The sequence below is a fragment of the Pseudoalteromonas sp. NZS71 genome (assembly GCF_015864715.1).
Taxonomy (GTDB): domain Bacteria; phylum Pseudomonadota; class Gammaproteobacteria; order Enterobacterales; family Alteromonadaceae; genus Pseudoalteromonas; species Pseudoalteromonas arctica.
In genome coordinates, this window is sequence record NZ_JADYWS010000001.1 from 1 (window position 1) to 15,327 (window position 15,327).

Sequence of the window (15,327 nt, forward strand, 5' to 3'; positions counted from 1 at the left end):
TCTTCGCCCAGTCCATCTTGTGATTGGTGGCGTTCAATAATACGTTTGCTTGCGCGTTCTAGTTTTGCTTTTTTGCGACCTAGCTCATCGAATGTGCCGCTCCACTCTTTACTCGCATTGGACTTTAATTTACACCCATCAATGGCAAACATGTTGCGGCCTATCAAGCCTTCCTCATCACATATCATCAGCACTTGCGTAAAAAGCGGCTCAATCTGTTCATGCATTTTAGCCACAAAACCCGCTATAGATGTGTAATGTGGCTGGATATCTCCCGACACACTCATGAATAAAATGTTCGTCTCACACGCTTTAGCAATTCTGCGGCTACTGATCAAACCATGTGCATAGCCCAGTAAAATAATCTTTAGCATTACCGAAGGTGGATACGCAGCAGCGCCCGTTTTGTCATTGTTGTACCACGCGTCAAATCCCGATAAATCGAGCTTATTTTCGATAATATAACAAAGGGCATACTCAAAGGTGCCAGGCAAAATTTGCTCAGCGAAATTGATAGGAATGAATTTATTTTGACAGGATAAGTCAGGCTTGTAGTTAGCCATAACGGTTTACCGTGGGTGAATAATATCTATTAGATCACAGCGAACGGATGGGTTCAAGGTTAAAAAGCAATCAATTTGAAATAGTAGAATACGTTCCTAAAAAGAGTAATTCTACAACCTCAACGCCCTGTTAACAGGCAATAAAATAGTTGGTTAAAATAAGCGACGAAGGAGCAAAAACCAACTGTTTTTTGTCCTTGTTTAACAGCTTGTTAGGCATATTTACAACCCATCTAGCTCTATCGTATAACCCAATAAATTTACCAAAAAACTAAGTATTATTGGAAAAAGCATAATGATGATAAACGACAAACCAATTTGATACTTTTTATTGCTCATATTTGATGTGGCAAGGCTAAATAATACAGTTAAAACAAGCCACTGAAAGATATTTAATATATTTGCTATAAAAGGAGAAAATACTAGATTGCTTTTATAAGCCTCTCGTATCACTAAACTATCATATGGCAAACTTAATTGAGGCCAAAAAAACATATAATTACTAACGAGCCGAGGAATAAAACTATTAGTGTAAACAGCTAAAACAGGCAGGAAAAATAAGCTTAAAAAGCAAACTATAAAAATAACTCCAGCAGTAATATATTTGCGATCCATCGATATGCCTAACACTTTAGTATTTATGCGACACGCAGTTTGTGTTGCATAATCGCTTGTTGGACTGAGGCGCTACCTGCTCGGTGTGTCAGAGTTGGTGTTGTTTATGCTATGGGAATTTGCTTTTTAGAGGCTCTAGCTAAATCAGCTAATTTAATAAGCTTACCTATTATAATTTAAGCTTTCCCTGCATTGCTCAGCGTTTATTATCTATTCATTAAACCGAATGTTTAACCGTTAAGCAAGGATATTTTTCGCTCGCATAGTCGCTATTAGCCTGAGCAATTAAGCAGGTTAACTTATTGATTTGATGCAGCAAGCAAGGCTGCTAACTCGTTCGCGCTATTTTATTTGTCGCCTCATCTAAATTCATCACACCAATAAATCGTAAGGTACCCGTCTTGCATGACTGGCAAGACCAATGGGGTATTAATCGTTCTTGCTCTACCTTCGGCTTCACCGCTTTGCATGGGGTTGCTGATACTTGAGCCTTTATTAACCCTAACTTTCGCTTGCGACATGCATTAGCTAAAAAGCCATAGTGGCGAATGCGCATAAACCCTTTGGGCAATACATGTTGTAAGTAGCGCCGTAAAAATTCATCACAACTCAGAGTCATGACTTTATCGCGGTTGTTATCTGCATAATCGCGGTATTTAAAGCTCACTGTTTCTTCAGTCGCTGACACTAATCGCGATTCTGACATCACGCCTTTTCGGGTATAACGTGCAAGGTAACTGACTAACTTTTCACTGTACGTTAAACAGGCTTTGCTATACACGCACCATTTGGTTGGTGTGCTTACCTTCGCGAATGAACTATCGCATTCATTGAGCGCCGCGAGCATTTTCCCTCTAAACACTGTTGATAATGCTTTAACGGGGTATAAATAGCCTTTTTCTATTTCATCCCAGTGCGCTTTATCAAGCGCGCCTGCGGATATCAAGCAATGCAGGTGAATATGCTGACTTAAGTTCTGCCCCCACGTATGCAGTACGCTTGTCATGCCTAGCTGGCCATGCCTCTTTCGTTTCGCAAATTTACACAGCGTTTGCCATGCGGCTTTAAATAAACAGTGATACAACGCGTTTGGGTTGTAGTGCGCAATGATATTTAACTCATGCGGGAGCGTAAAAACAAGGTGGAAATAGCGACACGATAATAAATCCTCTTGTTGTCTTTGCACCCATTTAGCCGTTGCCATACCTTGGCAACGTGGGCAATGTCGATCTCGACAGCTACATCCAATTTGTTGTACTTCACTACAGTTATCACATTGCCATGCTTGATAACCGAGCTGTCCCGTTCTGCATGATTGAAGGTGTTGGCAGACTCGTAACTGCTGATAACTCATTATGTGGTGCTGCCGATAATTCCCAAGGCCAGAATTTAAAATATCAGCGAGGTGCAAGCCGCTCATTGGTTTCCCCAACTTGCGAGTAAATCAATACCACCATGCCCTAATTCAGGTAACCAGTGTAAGTAACTTTGCGTGGTTCTAATGTCACTGTGACCAAGCTGATGTTGAAGTTGATGAAGCGGCATCCCTAACTCAAGTTGATGTGTTGCATAAGCATGGCGTAATACATGTGGATTACAGTGCTTTAAACCACACATTTGTGCATGTTTTTTCAATGCCTTTCTGAAGCTTGAGGGTGACATGGGTTTATCCATTAACCATCGTGAATAAAACATCCAGCCCGTTGGGTGATACATTTTCCAATAGCAACGTAATTGATTTAGCACGCTATCTGATACAACAACATAGCGTGACTTATCTCCTTTACCATGTTCAATTAAAATGGTTTTACGCTGTCCATCGATGTCTTGCACTTTGATGCGCAGCAGTTCGCCAATACGCAAACCACATCCATAACACACCACTATCAATGTTTTTAAGCGCATATCCGTGCAACTTTCTATAAGTCGTCGAATATCATCACGCGATAAATAAGTAGGTGCCCGAGGTTTTGCTTTAGGCAAGGCTATGTCTAAGTTCAGTGGGCGATGTAAAATATTCTTAAACAGAAACCAAATGCTGTTTATTTGTATTTTTTGACTCGCTCTGGAGAGCTTGCGAATAGCGGGATCTTTAAAAAAGATATTCAGCTCATCATCAGTAATTAAATCGAGTGGTTTATTAAAATAATGGCTGAGTTTAAGTAAATGCTCGCAGTAACTTTTACAGGTACTTTGTGAATAACCAAGATAGGCTATTTCAGTTTTGACTTGTTCAATGAGTGTATTCATTACTTACCTCCAAATATGGGATAACCCCAAGGTAAGTGTGGCTCAAATGGTCAGAATAGGATCTCCGCGTAGCGGCTTAGTTCAACAATTTAATAGTGCGCTCATCGCGCATATTTCTGCCAACGATACGCTCATGTTTTTTATAAATCTTTTTTACCAAATAACTTAATACATTGCTATATATAATTTTTATTAGCACTCAAACTCTCAATAAAAGACAAAATGCGCTCGCCGCTCATTTTCTTGAATATGTGTGCATCACAACTATACTGTATATAAAAACAGCACTATTGTTGGTAATAGTATGAAAACACGTTCCCCATTTTTAAATTACATAGCTGAATATATGCTAGTTCGTCAATATTCATTACGCACCGTCGATACCTACCTAAGATGGATTGCATCTTATATCCATTTTCATAATAAACGCCATCCCGCCTCAATGGGGGACAATGAAGTCGAACGCTACTTAGAACATTTAGTGTTAAAGCAAAACGTTGCACCACGTACGCAAGCTACCGCACTCAATTCATTGTCATTTTTATACAAGCACATAATAAAAAAAGAACTCTCATTAAATTTAAATTTTGCCCGTAGTAAAAAACAAGCAAAGCTCCCTGTAGTGATGACCCCAGAGGAAGTTAAAATGTTGATGGCTCATTTAAATAAGCGCTATTATTTAATTGCAGCCCTTATGTATGGAAGTGGCTTAAGAGTAATGGAAGCGGTGCAATTAAGGGTGAAAGATATTGATTTTGATTATAAATGCATTCAAGTATGGAATGGAAAAGGTAATAAACACCGCATTGTTACGCTGGCCACAGAGCTAATTCCTATGCTGAGAAATCAAATTTTGAACGTTGATGACTATTTAAAACTGGATTTAAATAATACGGAATATTCTGGCGTATGGATGCCATATGCTTTAACAAAAAAATATCCAAGTGCCGCAAAATCGCTTGCGTGGCAGTATTTATTTCCTTCTCATATATTAAGTTCAGATCCTCAAAGTGGTGAAATAAGACGACATCATTTTCATCACTCTTGTATTAGAAAAGAGGTTAAAAAAGCCGTCCAAAAATCAGGGTTAACAAAAATAATAACACCTCATACATTAAGACACTCTTTTGCTACTCATCTACTGCAAAATGGCGCCGATATAAGAACTGTTCAAGCTCAGCTTGGCCATTCTGATGTTAAAACCACACAAATATATACTCATGTATTACAGCAAGGCGCTAACGGGGTTGTTAGCCCTTTTTCAAGATTATAAACTTTTCTTTTCAACACCCTAAAAATACATACTTGTTTACAAATCAATACTGCCATCTGTTACTACTTTAAAACACATAAAAAAAGCCCCGCTTGTTTTTACACAAACGGGGCTCCACACTAATTTTTTAATCAAAAATAAAAGCGCCGATACTACGGGCGCTTTGCATCATTGAATATTGTTACTTTAACTTACTGATTAACTACACTTTTAAGCGGATTAATCGGCTGTGCGTTATCGTCTAGTAGATTCATATCAAAATCGAACTCATCTACACGAATCGCTTTTTCACGTTTGATGTTGTAATCAATTAACTGAACGTGTTCAGCTTGCGTGATTACGTTTGCCGCTAGTGCGTTATCAAGCGTGATGTTAAAGCGTATACCTGGTTTAATTACTTTAGCACGTAGTGCTTTTTTAACTTTAGCCAGCTCGCCAAGTGATGCCATTTTAGCTTTGTAAGCTTGCTCATTAATATGATGACCATCGCCTACTACTGGTTTAACTAAATGCGTAATTTGCGCTTTAAATGCGGTATCTAGCTGAGCTTGCTTAGCTAGTTCGCGGATTAAATCATCGCTAATTTTTGGCATTTTAGTTGAGTAGTTCATTGTAATGAAACGAATAAACTTACGTGTACCACTTGCAGGGAAGTTATCTAAAAACTTATGCAATGCTTCTTCAGCACTTTGTAGTGCAAAACGAGTCGCGTAATGGAAATACGGCGCTGCTTGCTCACGGTCACTACTTGATACTTTTTGCTCGTAGTATTTAATTGATGCCATAGCTGCATATAAGAAGCTCATTACATCACCTAAACGTGCCGATAGCATTTCTGCTTGTTTTAATTTACCGCCAAGTACCAGTAACGAGAAGTCTGCATATACCGCTAATTTAGCTGATAATTTATGCACAGCTTTTTCGTAGTCGCGTACTTCTGGTAATTCAGAGTTTGCACTTGCTGTAAATGGTAAAACACCAAGGCGAAAAGCACGTAAGCTGTTTGCTGTGCTGTAACCAATTGTTTTACGTAAAATGCCGTTAAATTCTTTATCTGCGCCTTTGTCTTCGCTGTGAATTGACTCAACCATAGATTGTAAATATGGGTGACAACGCATAACACCTTGACCAAAGATCATTAGGTTACGTGTAAGAATGTTCGCGCCTTCTACCGTAATGGCAATCGGCTGAGCAACATAACCACTTGCTAATGTATTTTGTGGACCATTTTGAATCGCTTTACCCGCTTGAATATCCATTGCTGAATCAAGCACGTCGCGACCAAGCTCTGTCATGTGGTATTTAGCGATTGCGGTTACTACTGATGGTTTTAAGCCCATGCCTAAGCCTTCAGTTGTAAGTACGCGCATTGCTTCTTGTAGGTATGTTTTACCTGCAATGTCAGCTAGTTTTTCTTGAATACCTTCAAACTGGCCAATGGCTAAACCAAACTGTTCACGCACTGCTGCGTATTCAGATGCTGATTTAAATGCAACTTGTGCTGTACTAACACCTAGCGCAGGTAATGAAATACCACGGCCAGCACCTAAACAGCTAACCAGCATTTGCCAACCACGGCCGATATTTTTTTGCCCGCCAATAACAAAGTCCATTGGTACAAATACTTTGTTACCACGTGTAGTACCGTTGTAAAAACGAATACCCATTGGGTCGTGACGATTACCAAGCTCTACACCTGGGTGCTCTTTTGGAATTAGTGCACAGGTAATACCTAAGCTTTCTTTACCACCTAATAAACCATTAGGGTCCATTACTTTAAAGGCTAAACCAAGTACAGTAGCAATAGGTGCAAGCGTTATGTAGCGCTTGTCCCATGTTATCTCAAGGCCAAGTACTTCTTCACCGTTGTACATGCCTTTAGTTACTGTACCAATGTCTGGAATGCCACCTGCATCAGAACCCGCTTCTGGGCTTGTTAATGCAAAACATGGAATGTCTGTACCATTTGCTAGGCGTGGTAAGTAATGCGCTTGTTGTTCTTGCGTACCAAAGTGAAGTAATAACTCACCCGGGCCTAACGAGTTAGGAACCATGACGGTTACCGCTACTGCTGAGCTTTTAGTCGCAATTGTGCCAACAATAGTAGAGTTTGCATAAGGGCTAAACTCTAAACCACCAAACGACTTAGGAATGATAAGCGAGAAAAAACGCTCTTTTTTCAAAAATTCTAAGATGTCATTTGGTAAATGAATGCCGTTTTGAATCACTGAATCGTCAATCATGCCCAGTAACTCTTTTACTGGACCGTCTAAGAATGCTTGCTCGTCTGCGCTTAATTTAGCAGCAGGTACGTCGCGAAGTGCACTGAAATCAGGCTTACCTTGGTAGATAGAACCTTCAAGCCATACATCACCCGCGTCTAGCGCTTCTTGTTCTGTGATAGAAATACTTGGTAATACTTTTTTTAGTTTTGTACGTAAACTCATGATTGAACTCATCCGACCAGCTAAATAATACCTACATTACGTCATAAAAAATCGTTTAGATCAATTACTCTATTCAATTAATTAACAGTTTTTTCAATTTATTTTCTTTACCTGAACGTAAACTGTTGAAACACAAAGGCTTACAGCTGTACGCTGAAAAAAAGTATTTTAACTAAAATGATGAATAAAACAGCAAAAGCGCTAGCGCTGTATCTATTTTTTGATGGGCATAAAAAAACGCAGCACAAATAGGCTGCGTTTTTATTCAATTTGTAGAGGCTACATTATCAGTTAATCTAGCTAAAACTACTTAAATTTAAATCAAATTGTATAAGCGCTTCACTTAGCAACTTTAACAACTTGCTTGCCGGTAAAACCACCAGCAAGTTGTTTATTAAGTGCTTGCGATACTGACTCTGCACTAAAATCTACGGGCGTTATTTCTGGGTGTTTAATGTCGCCACTAACAGCTCCTTCAAGTAACAAGTTGCCCATAAAACTCAAACGTTGTTGTGCACATAAACTATTAGCAAGCCATGCACCACCAATCGATACAACGCTAATATTGGGCGCTCGGTGATACATTAAGTCTTGATCAAAACAAGGTAGCGGATTTAAGCAGGCAATACGTCCGCAAAAACGCATTAACTCAATATTACGCTGAGTACACTCTCCACCTATCGTATCAATAACCGCGTCAAAACCTTGTGGGCCAAGTTCTCTACGGATTTTTTCGCATAGCTTTTTATCGCTATAGTCAAAAACCACATCAGCGCCTAGCTGCTTAACCAATTTATGGTTACGCTTTGATGCCGTGGTAAATACATCTGCACCGCGCTGTTTTGCATATTGAATAGCAAACTGCCCTACCGCTCCGGCTCCGCCTTCAATAAAAATAGTATCGCCTTCACTAATGCCTATTTTATCTAAGCTGATAAGTGCTGCCATACCGGCGCATGGAAGTGTTGCTGCAATGGCCGGATTTAAACTGCTTGGCACAACCGACACTGCAAAGTTAGGTACTTTGGTGTATTCGCTCAAAGCACCTTGCTCACCAATGTTGGCATGCCACATAACCCGCTCGCCAACATTTGGAAACACACCTTTATTAGCTTTAACCACAACACCTACGGCATCTAAGCCTAAAATGTGTGGATACTGCCACTTACAAAAGCCTGTTTTAGCAAATTGACCATCAACTGGATTTAAACCAACGTACTCTACTTTTACAAGCAGCTCGTTATCTGCACAAATAGGAACAGGCAGCTCAGCATCCGCTAAGTCAATTGCTTCATTTGGTTCTGGCAGTACAATAGCGCGCATCGTTTGCGGGATAATGTATTCATGTAAATTTTCAGTATTTGGCATCAATATAACTCTACTTATTAGTGTCGTTTAACGCATAACTCCATTGGCCATTAAATGACTGGTAAGCATTTACTTTGGCAAGCAGTGAAGTGATTGTTGTTTCAACAGCATTTTCTTGTGCTATTAAAACATCCTGGCGCGCATCTAACAACTCAAGATAAGGAATTTGACCTTCTTCATACATTGCTTGTGCTTGTAAAAATGCTTTATTAGCAAAGTCATAGCGTTCGTCGGCAAAGCGTTTTTGCTGTGCTTGATTGACCAACAATTGCAGTGAAAGTTCACTTTCACTTAGTGCAGTTAATACCACTTGTTGATAATCGCTGTAAGCGGCTTCACTTAAAAACTGCTGCGCGTCGCGCTGTGCTAATAATGCTGGGTAGCTTAATAACGACCATTGTAACTGCGGCGCTATTTGCCACTGTTGATCGGTATTTTTTAAGCCTGTGCTATCTATACTCACAACCCCTGCAAATGCAGATAAGCTAATATCGGGTAATAACGCTTTGCTCGCTGCAACACTTAAACTATTTGCTTGGCTAAAGTCAAATAGTGCACGGCTAATATCTGGACGTAAGGCAATGGCATTATTAGCGTTTTTTAGTGCGACGCTAAAGTCACGTTCCAGCACGCTTTGCTCGTTTTCAATAGCAATATTTTGCGTTAACTTACCGCTTAGTACTGCAAGTGCAGATAAATCGCTGTATTTTGCATATTCAATAGCAGGCATTAGTGCTTGTTGCTGCCTAAGCTGCGCCATCGTACGATTTAAATCAAGCTCATTTGCTACACCTTCGTCAACGCGAGCTTGAAGAACGTCAATACTTTGCTCAAGCGCTTCTATTTGAAGCGTAACAATGTGTTGTTTTTCAACATTTCCTTGATAACTTACAAAGCCTTTAACGACTGACGAAACAACTTCAATTTGCAGTAAACGTACTTGCTCTGCTTGGCTCATGGCTGATGCATTTGCAGCATCAACCAACGCCGTTATACGACCAAATAAATCTAGCTGCCAATCAAGTGCAACGTTTGCACTTGATTGACGGTCATAAACGCTTGGTGCATCGCTTCGAGCTGCGCCAACATTTACGCCACCTTGCGGAAGGTACTGGGCTTTTTGCTCTCCTAGTCGCGCTAATGCACTTTTAAGTGTTAGCTGGCTTGTTTGCAAATTATAGTTATTTGCAAGCGCACCGGTAACAAGCTCATTTAGTTGATCAGAATTAAGCTTTTTCCACCAGTTTGTTTCATCAGCAACGCTAACGTTACTAGCAATATTAGCTTTGGCAACAAATTCGTTAACGGCTTTTTGCTCGCTCATGGTGTCTATTTTACTCGCACACCCGGCTAAAAACGCAGCGACTAATACTGCACTGGCGGTCAGACTTGTTTTAAGTCTTTTTTGCATTAATTTAGTCATGAGTATTCTCCTGCGCTTTCTCTTTTTTGTTAGTCACTAACATATAAAATACCGGCGTAAACAATAGGCCAAACACGGTTACACCTATCATCCCTGAGAATACTGCGTTACCCATTGCGTGTCGCATTTCGGCGCCTGCACCGGTGGCAAGTACTAACGGTACAACACCTGCTGTAAATGCAATTGAGGTCATTAATATTGGGCGCAAGCGCATACGACATGCCTCAAGTATTGCCTCTAAGTGCGATAAGCCTGAGTCGTGTCTATCTTTTGCAAACTCAACCATCAATATTGCATTTTTAGAAGCCAACGCGACCAGTACTATTAACGCTATTTGAGTGAATATGTTGTTGTCAGAGCCAACAAACCACACACCTAACAAGGCTGAGAAAATAGTCATTGGTACAATTAATATAATTGCCAGTGGTAAACGTAAGCTCTCGTACTGCGCTGCAAGTACCATAAATACAAGTAATACAACTAACGGGAATACATAAACCATGGTGTTACCGGCAAGTACTTGTTGGTACGTTACTTCAGTCCACTCATATTCAATACCTGTTGGTAGTGTGTCTGCGAGTACTTTTTCAATAGCAACTTGTGCTTGATCAGAACTATAACCTGGCGCTGGGCTACCATTTAGCTCTGCACTTGGGTAACCGTTGTAATGCATAACACGGTCAGGACCAATTGTTGGTGTTACAGTTAGTACAGATCCCAGTGGCACCATATTACCTGAGCGGTTACGTACTTTTAAATTAAGTATTTGATCAGGGTCTAAGCGGTAGTCAGCATCGGCCTGTGCATTTACTTGGTACGTACGACCAAACATATTAAAGTCATTTACGTACACAGAGCCTAAGTAAATTTGCAGTGCGTTAAATACTTCATCAAGTGGAATACCTTGAATAAGCGCTTGCTCACGGTCAATATCAATATCCATTTGTGGAACTTGGATACGGAAACTTGAGTACAGGCCCATTAATGCAGGGTCTTGTTGCGCTTTAGTAATTACGGCTTGCAGACTATTAAATAGTGCTTCAAATCCTTTATTAGCTCTGTCCTCTATTTGCAGTTTAAAACCACCGGTAGTCCCTAAACCTTGAATTGGCGGCGGTGGAAATACCGCTACAAATGCCTCATCAATGGCGGCAAAACGTTTATTCAACTGCGCCGCTATCGCCATCGCTGATTGGCTTGGGTCGGTACGTTTATCAAAGCTCTCAAGTGGTGTAAATACAATGCCGCTGTTAGGGCTATTCGTAAAACCGTTCACTGATAAGCCAGGAAAAGCAACAGTATGTGCAACGCCTGGTACTTCTAATGCAATTTGCTGCATTTGAGCAAGTACGTCTTCAGTACGATCAAGGCTTGATGCGTCAGGTAACTGCGCAATAGCCACTAAATACTGTTTATCTTGCTGTGGAATAAAGCCACCTGGTACGGTATCAAATAACTTAATTGTGCCGCCAACAAGTGCGATGTAAGCCACCATTACAACAACGGTCATACGAATTAGTTTTTGTACCAGTTTTTCGTAACCTTTAGCACCACGGTTAAATACGCGGTTAAATGGTTTAAACAACCAACGACCAAACAATTTATTAAGTAAACGTGTGAAGGCATCTGGTTTTGCATCGTGCGATTTTAATAACAATGCAGCAAGCGCAGGCGATAACGTTAATGAGTTAAATGCTGAGATAATAGTCGAAATTGTAATTGTAAGTGCAAATTGCTTATAAAACTGACCTGATAAACCGGTAATAAACGCAGTAGGAATAAATACAGCACTTAGTACTAGCGCAATGGCAATAATAGGCCCTGTTACTTCGCTCATTGCAACGCGGGTTGCTTCAAGTGGCGATAAGCCTTTTTCAATATTACGCTCTACGTTTTCAACAACTACAATCGCATCATCTACAACAATACCTATGGCCAATACTAAACCAAACAACGACAAGGTATTAATTGAGACACCTAACCACTGCATTACGGCAAACGTACCAATGAGCGAAATAGGCACAGCAATTAGCGGAATAATTGATGCACGCCACGTTTGTAAAAATACAATAACAACAATAACTACCAGTACAATTGCTTCAAGCAACGTTGCAATTACCGCGTCAATTGAGCCGCGAACAAATACCGTAGGGTCGTACACAATGTCGTATTCAACACCAGTAGGAAAATCTTTAGATAAGCGCGCCATTGTTTCACGTACTTGATCGGAAAGCTCAATAGCGTTTGAACCTGGGCGTTGGAATATTGGCATTGCAAGAGCTGGTTGGTTATCAAGCTCTGCACGCAGTGCGTAAGTGTCTTGACCTAAATCAACACGGGCTATATCAGATAAACGCGTTAACTGACCTTCGTCGCCTACTTTAATAATAACTTGTTCAAATTCTTCAATACTGTTTAAACGACCTTTAACGTTTAACAATATTTGAAATTGACTGTCGTTTGAAATTGGTTGCGCACCTAAGCTACCTGCAGCAACTTGCTGGTTTTGCGAGCGAAGTGCTGTCACTACATCTGTTGCTGTTAATTCGCGTGCAGCAAGTGCATCTGGGTTTAGCCATACTCGCATTGAGTATTTGCCAGCACCAAACATGCGAATATCACCTACGCCCGGTAAACGCGCAATTTCATCTTTAATGTTTAAATCGGCATAGTTAGATAAGTAAGCTGTGTCGTGCGTTTTTTCAGGTGAGTATAAATGCACTACCATGGTTAAATCTGGTGATGACTTTTCAGCCACAACACCTAAACGTTGTACTTCTTCTGGCAAACGCGGAAGCGCACTGTTTACACGGTTTTGCACTTGTACTTGAGCACGGTCTAAATCGGTACCTAAAGCAAAGGTTACCGTTAGTGTCATGCGGCCATCACTGGTACCTTGCGAAAACATATATAGCATGTTTTCAGTACCGTTAATTTCTTGCTCCAGCGGTGTTGCCACTGTTTGCGCAATAACGGTAGGGTTAGCACCTGGGTAGTTGGCGGTAACAACAACTGTTGGAGGAACTACTTCTGGGTATTCACTTACTGGTAATTGGAATAGTGATATACCACCAGCAATTAAAATAACCAATGACAGCATGGCCGCAAATATTGGACGCTGTATAAAGAAATGCGAGAATTTCATCAATAAACCTTATTGCTTAGCCACAAGTTGTGCGTTGTCATTTAACAATGTAAATGCCACACCACTTGTATCAATTGTTACTGTTTGCGGAGAGATTGGCATACCAGGGCCTACGCGAGCAGGGCCATTTACGGCAATAACATCACCTTCATTAAGGCCTGATGTAACCGCACGTAATGCACCGTAACGCTCACCTGTAGTGATAAGCTTGTATTCAAGTACGTTGTTTTCGCCAACCGTTAATACAAAACGATTTTTTAAGTCGGTACCAATTGCACGTTCTGGGATAATAATCGCGTCGCTAATAGAATTTGCAGCCAGCTTTATACGTGCAAACGAGCCTGCGCGTAACTGGTTGCTGTTTTCATTAAATACCGCACGTACACGTAATGTACCCGTTGATGAATTAATTTGGTTATCAATAAAGTTAATGTAGCCTTTGTATGCAAAATCGTTTTGACCGACCTTTTGCATTACAACAGTTTGATGGCTCGCAGCAGTAACATCATTGAAAGAGCTATTCCATGTGCGTTCATCAACATCAAAATAAGCATACATAGCTTGGTTTGAAACAATTGACGTTAATACGCTTTGACCCGCAAGTATGTTATTACCTTTGGTAATATTTGCGCGAGAAATAATGCCATCAATTGGTGATACTACTGACGTAAACTCTAAATCAAGCTCTGCTGAAGTAAGTTGTGCTTGCAGTGCAGAAAGCTGTGCTTCGCGTTGGCGCAGTGTTGAAGTACGCGCTTGTGCTTGCTCAGTTGAGATTGCCTTGCGGTCTAACAAACGTACCGCACGTTTGTCTTCACTTTTAGCTTGCTCTAAGGCAGCTTCTGCACTGTTGATTTGCGCTTTTAAGCTAGCAACCACAGCAGCAAATGGGCGAGCATCTAATTGAAATAAAACATCGCCTTCTTTAACCACATCGCCTTCTTTAAATTCAATGCTATCGATGATTCCCGATACGCGCGGCATTAAAGCAACTTCTTGTGGAGACTCTAAACGCGTTGTATATGTGTGCCAGCTTTGTACCGGCTTAACAAGCACCTGTGCTACATCAATTGGTTGAAGTTGCTGTGCAGGTGCTGATTGAGCTGTGCTCTCATCAGCACAACCCGCAAGTGTTAAAGATGCCGCAGTAAGTGCAGCAGCAATTAGATGTTTGTTCATGAAGACGCTCCATTGTTGATTAGCCTCGCATAATACGGATTAAACCCGTGTGTAAAAACCATAGATTTTTAAATTCATTAATGCCAAAATGGCATCAATAGATTAGTTAAGGTGTAATAATGGATACAACAAGTCGACTTTTAATGTTACTTGAAGTGGTTGAGCAAGGCTCTTTTGCTAAAGCTGCAGAAATACGCAACATAGATCGCTCTGTTATATCTAAACAAATTAGCCGTTTAGAGGATGAGTTAGGCGTTAGGTTACTTAATCGAACTACCCGTTCATTTTCGCTCACAGCGGCGGGTGCCGAAATGATCAAAAAAGCCGCTGAGCTTAGAGAGCTGCTCGGCGAAACCGTACGCATGGCTGAAAACTACCATTTAGAACCGCGTGGCGTATTAAAAATCACTTCATCAACACTTATTGGTCGTCGTTATTTACAACCTGTACTTAATGATTTTCAAAAACGCTTTCCTCAAGTAGAAGTTGAACTGCGTTTAGACGATAGATTAGTAGATATAGTCTCTGAAGGATTTGATTTGGCTTTTCGTGTAGGTGAGCCTAAAGATTCGTCACTTATTGCACGTAAAATAGCGCGTAACCGGTTATTAATTTTAGCTGCGCCACAGTTTATTGAAACTTATGGTATGCCAAAAACAATGGAAGAGTTAGCGCAATTACCAGCAGCAAGCTATGCCAGTAATTCTATTCGAGTAGAAGCTATAGATTACTACGATAGTAAAGGTGAACGCTGCGAGCAAAAAATAAAAAGTGTGTTTCGTGCAAACGATGCAGAGTCATTGTTAATGAAAACATTATCGGGCACAACTTACTTTGTCGCCCCTGCATTTATTATTGGTGATGAAATAATACAAGGTAAGCTAGTGCCTTTATTAACAGATGTGAAACTCATGGAGTTTAGTGCGATGTATGCCGTATATCCGCATCGAGATTTACCAGTAAGGACCCGGTTGTTTTTTGATGCTGTACGCGAGCATTTAGGAAAAGACAAACCGATTTGGGAAAATGGGATCCCCAATTTTGAGCAAATGTACTAAGTGACC

The 15,327-nt window shown here is 40.6% G+C and carries 11 protein-coding genes; 2 read left to right on the forward strand and 9 right to left on the reverse strand.

From position 1 onward, the window contains the following. From I6E85_RS00005 to I6E85_RS00020, 4 genes are all read right to left on the reverse strand, one after another. Nucleotides 1-563 (reverse strand): transposase (locus I6E85_RS00005; RefSeq protein ID WP_197236432.1); only part of this gene is annotated, 563 nt, incomplete at its 3' end. A 222-nt stretch (nucleotides 564-785) separates the two neighbouring features. Then, nucleotides 786-1,178 (reverse strand): hypothetical protein, encoded by a 393-nt coding sequence (locus tag I6E85_RS00010; RefSeq protein ID WP_101163157.1) that lies wholly within the window; start codon nucleotides 1,176-1,178, stop codon nucleotides 786-788. A 328-nt stretch (nucleotides 1,179-1,506) separates the two neighbouring features. Next, nucleotides 1,507-2,598 (reverse strand): IS91 family transposase, encoded by a 1,092-nt coding sequence (locus tag I6E85_RS00015; RefSeq protein WP_197236433.1) that lies wholly within the window; start codon nucleotides 2,596-2,598, stop codon nucleotides 1,507-1,509. After that, on the reverse strand, nucleotides 2,595-3,428 hold the full coding sequence (locus I6E85_RS00020; protein ID WP_101162798.1) for a tyrosine-type recombinase/integrase: 834 nt from the start codon (nucleotides 3,426-3,428) through the stop codon (nucleotides 2,595-2,597). The genes I6E85_RS00015 and I6E85_RS00020 overlap by 4 nt, the downstream gene beginning before the upstream one ends. 304 nt (nucleotides 3,429-3,732) lie before the next feature. Between I6E85_RS00020 and I6E85_RS00025 the strand changes: the two genes are divergently transcribed. Further along, nucleotides 3,733-4,701, forward strand: a complete 969-nt coding sequence (locus I6E85_RS00025) for an integron integrase (RefSeq protein ID WP_165735938.1) — start codon at nucleotides 3,733-3,735, stop codon at nucleotides 4,699-4,701. Nucleotides 4,702-4,892: 191 nt separating this feature from the next. Here I6E85_RS00025 and I6E85_RS00030 read toward each other — a convergent pair whose 3' ends face one another. The 5 genes from I6E85_RS00030 to I6E85_RS00050 form a co-directional block, all read right to left on the reverse strand. Next, nucleotides 4,893-7,148: an acyl-CoA dehydrogenase gene (locus I6E85_RS00030; RefSeq protein WP_197236434.1), complete on the reverse strand. Its 2,256-nt coding sequence runs from the start codon at nucleotides 7,146-7,148 to the stop codon at nucleotides 4,893-4,895. Between the two features lie 339 nt (nucleotides 7,149-7,487). Further along, on the reverse strand, nucleotides 7,488-8,516 hold the full coding sequence (locus I6E85_RS00035; protein ID WP_024599805.1) for a zinc-binding dehydrogenase: 1,029 nt from the start codon (nucleotides 8,514-8,516) through the stop codon (nucleotides 7,488-7,490). Nucleotides 8,517-8,526: 10 nt separating this feature from the next. Then, nucleotides 8,527-9,939: a TolC family protein gene (locus I6E85_RS00040; RefSeq protein WP_197236435.1), complete on the reverse strand. Its 1,413-nt coding sequence runs from the start codon at nucleotides 9,937-9,939 to the stop codon at nucleotides 8,527-8,529. Beyond that, entirely contained in the window at nucleotides 9,932-13,084 is a 3,153-nt protein-coding gene (locus I6E85_RS00045) for an efflux RND transporter permease subunit (protein WP_007582022.1), read from the reverse strand. The genes I6E85_RS00040 and I6E85_RS00045 overlap by 8 nt, the downstream gene beginning before the upstream one ends. Before the next feature lie 9 nt (nucleotides 13,085-13,093). Further along, complete coding sequence (locus I6E85_RS00050) at nucleotides 13,094-14,263, reverse strand: efflux RND transporter periplasmic adaptor subunit (RefSeq protein ID WP_197236436.1); 1,170 nt, start codon at nucleotides 14,261-14,263, stop codon at nucleotides 13,094-13,096. Nucleotides 14,264-14,382: 119 nt separating this feature from the next. Between I6E85_RS00050 and I6E85_RS00055 the strand changes: the two genes are divergently transcribed. Then, a complete protein-coding gene (locus I6E85_RS00055) occupies nucleotides 14,383-15,321 on the forward strand; it encodes a LysR family transcriptional regulator (protein WP_076925596.1) in 939 nt (312 codons plus the stop codon). The last annotated feature ends 6 nt before the right edge of the window (nucleotides 15,322-15,327 follow it).

What these genes read in the sequence shown, in the direction of transcription:
- I6E85_RS00035 (WP_024599805.1), bottom strand. Translation starts at nt 8,516, where the DNA reads ATGCCAAATACTGAAAATTTACATGAATACATTATCCCGCAAACGATG.
- I6E85_RS00025 (WP_165735938.1), top strand. Translation starts at nt 3,733, where the DNA reads ATGAAAACACGTTCCCCATTTTTAAATTACATAGCTGAATATATGCTA.
- I6E85_RS00015 (WP_197236433.1), bottom strand. Translation starts at nt 2,598, where the DNA reads ATGAGCGGCTTGCACCTCGCTGATATTTTAAATTCTGGCCTTGGGAAT.
- I6E85_RS00020 (WP_101162798.1), bottom strand. Translation starts at nt 3,428, where the DNA reads ATGAATACACTCATTGAACAAGTCAAAACTGAAATAGCCTATCTTGGT.
- I6E85_RS00030 (WP_197236434.1), bottom strand. Translation starts at nt 7,148, where the DNA reads ATGAGTTTACGTACAAAACTAAAAAAAGTATTACCAAGTATTTCTATC.
- I6E85_RS00040 (WP_197236435.1), bottom strand. Translation starts at nt 9,939, where the DNA reads ATGACTAAATTAATGCAAAAAAGACTTAAAACAAGTCTGACCGCCAGT.
- I6E85_RS00050 (WP_197236436.1), bottom strand. Translation starts at nt 14,263, where the DNA reads ATGAACAAACATCTAATTGCTGCTGCACTTACTGCGGCATCTTTAACA.
- I6E85_RS00045 (WP_007582022.1), bottom strand. Translation starts at nt 13,084, where the DNA reads ATGAAATTCTCGCATTTCTTTATACAGCGTCCAATATTTGCGGCCATG.
- I6E85_RS00010 (WP_101163157.1), bottom strand. Translation starts at nt 1,178, where the DNA reads ATGGATCGCAAATATATTACTGCTGGAGTTATTTTTATAGTTTGCTTT.
- I6E85_RS00055 (WP_076925596.1), top strand. Translation starts at nt 14,383, where the DNA reads ATGGATACAACAAGTCGACTTTTAATGTTACTTGAAGTGGTTGAGCAA.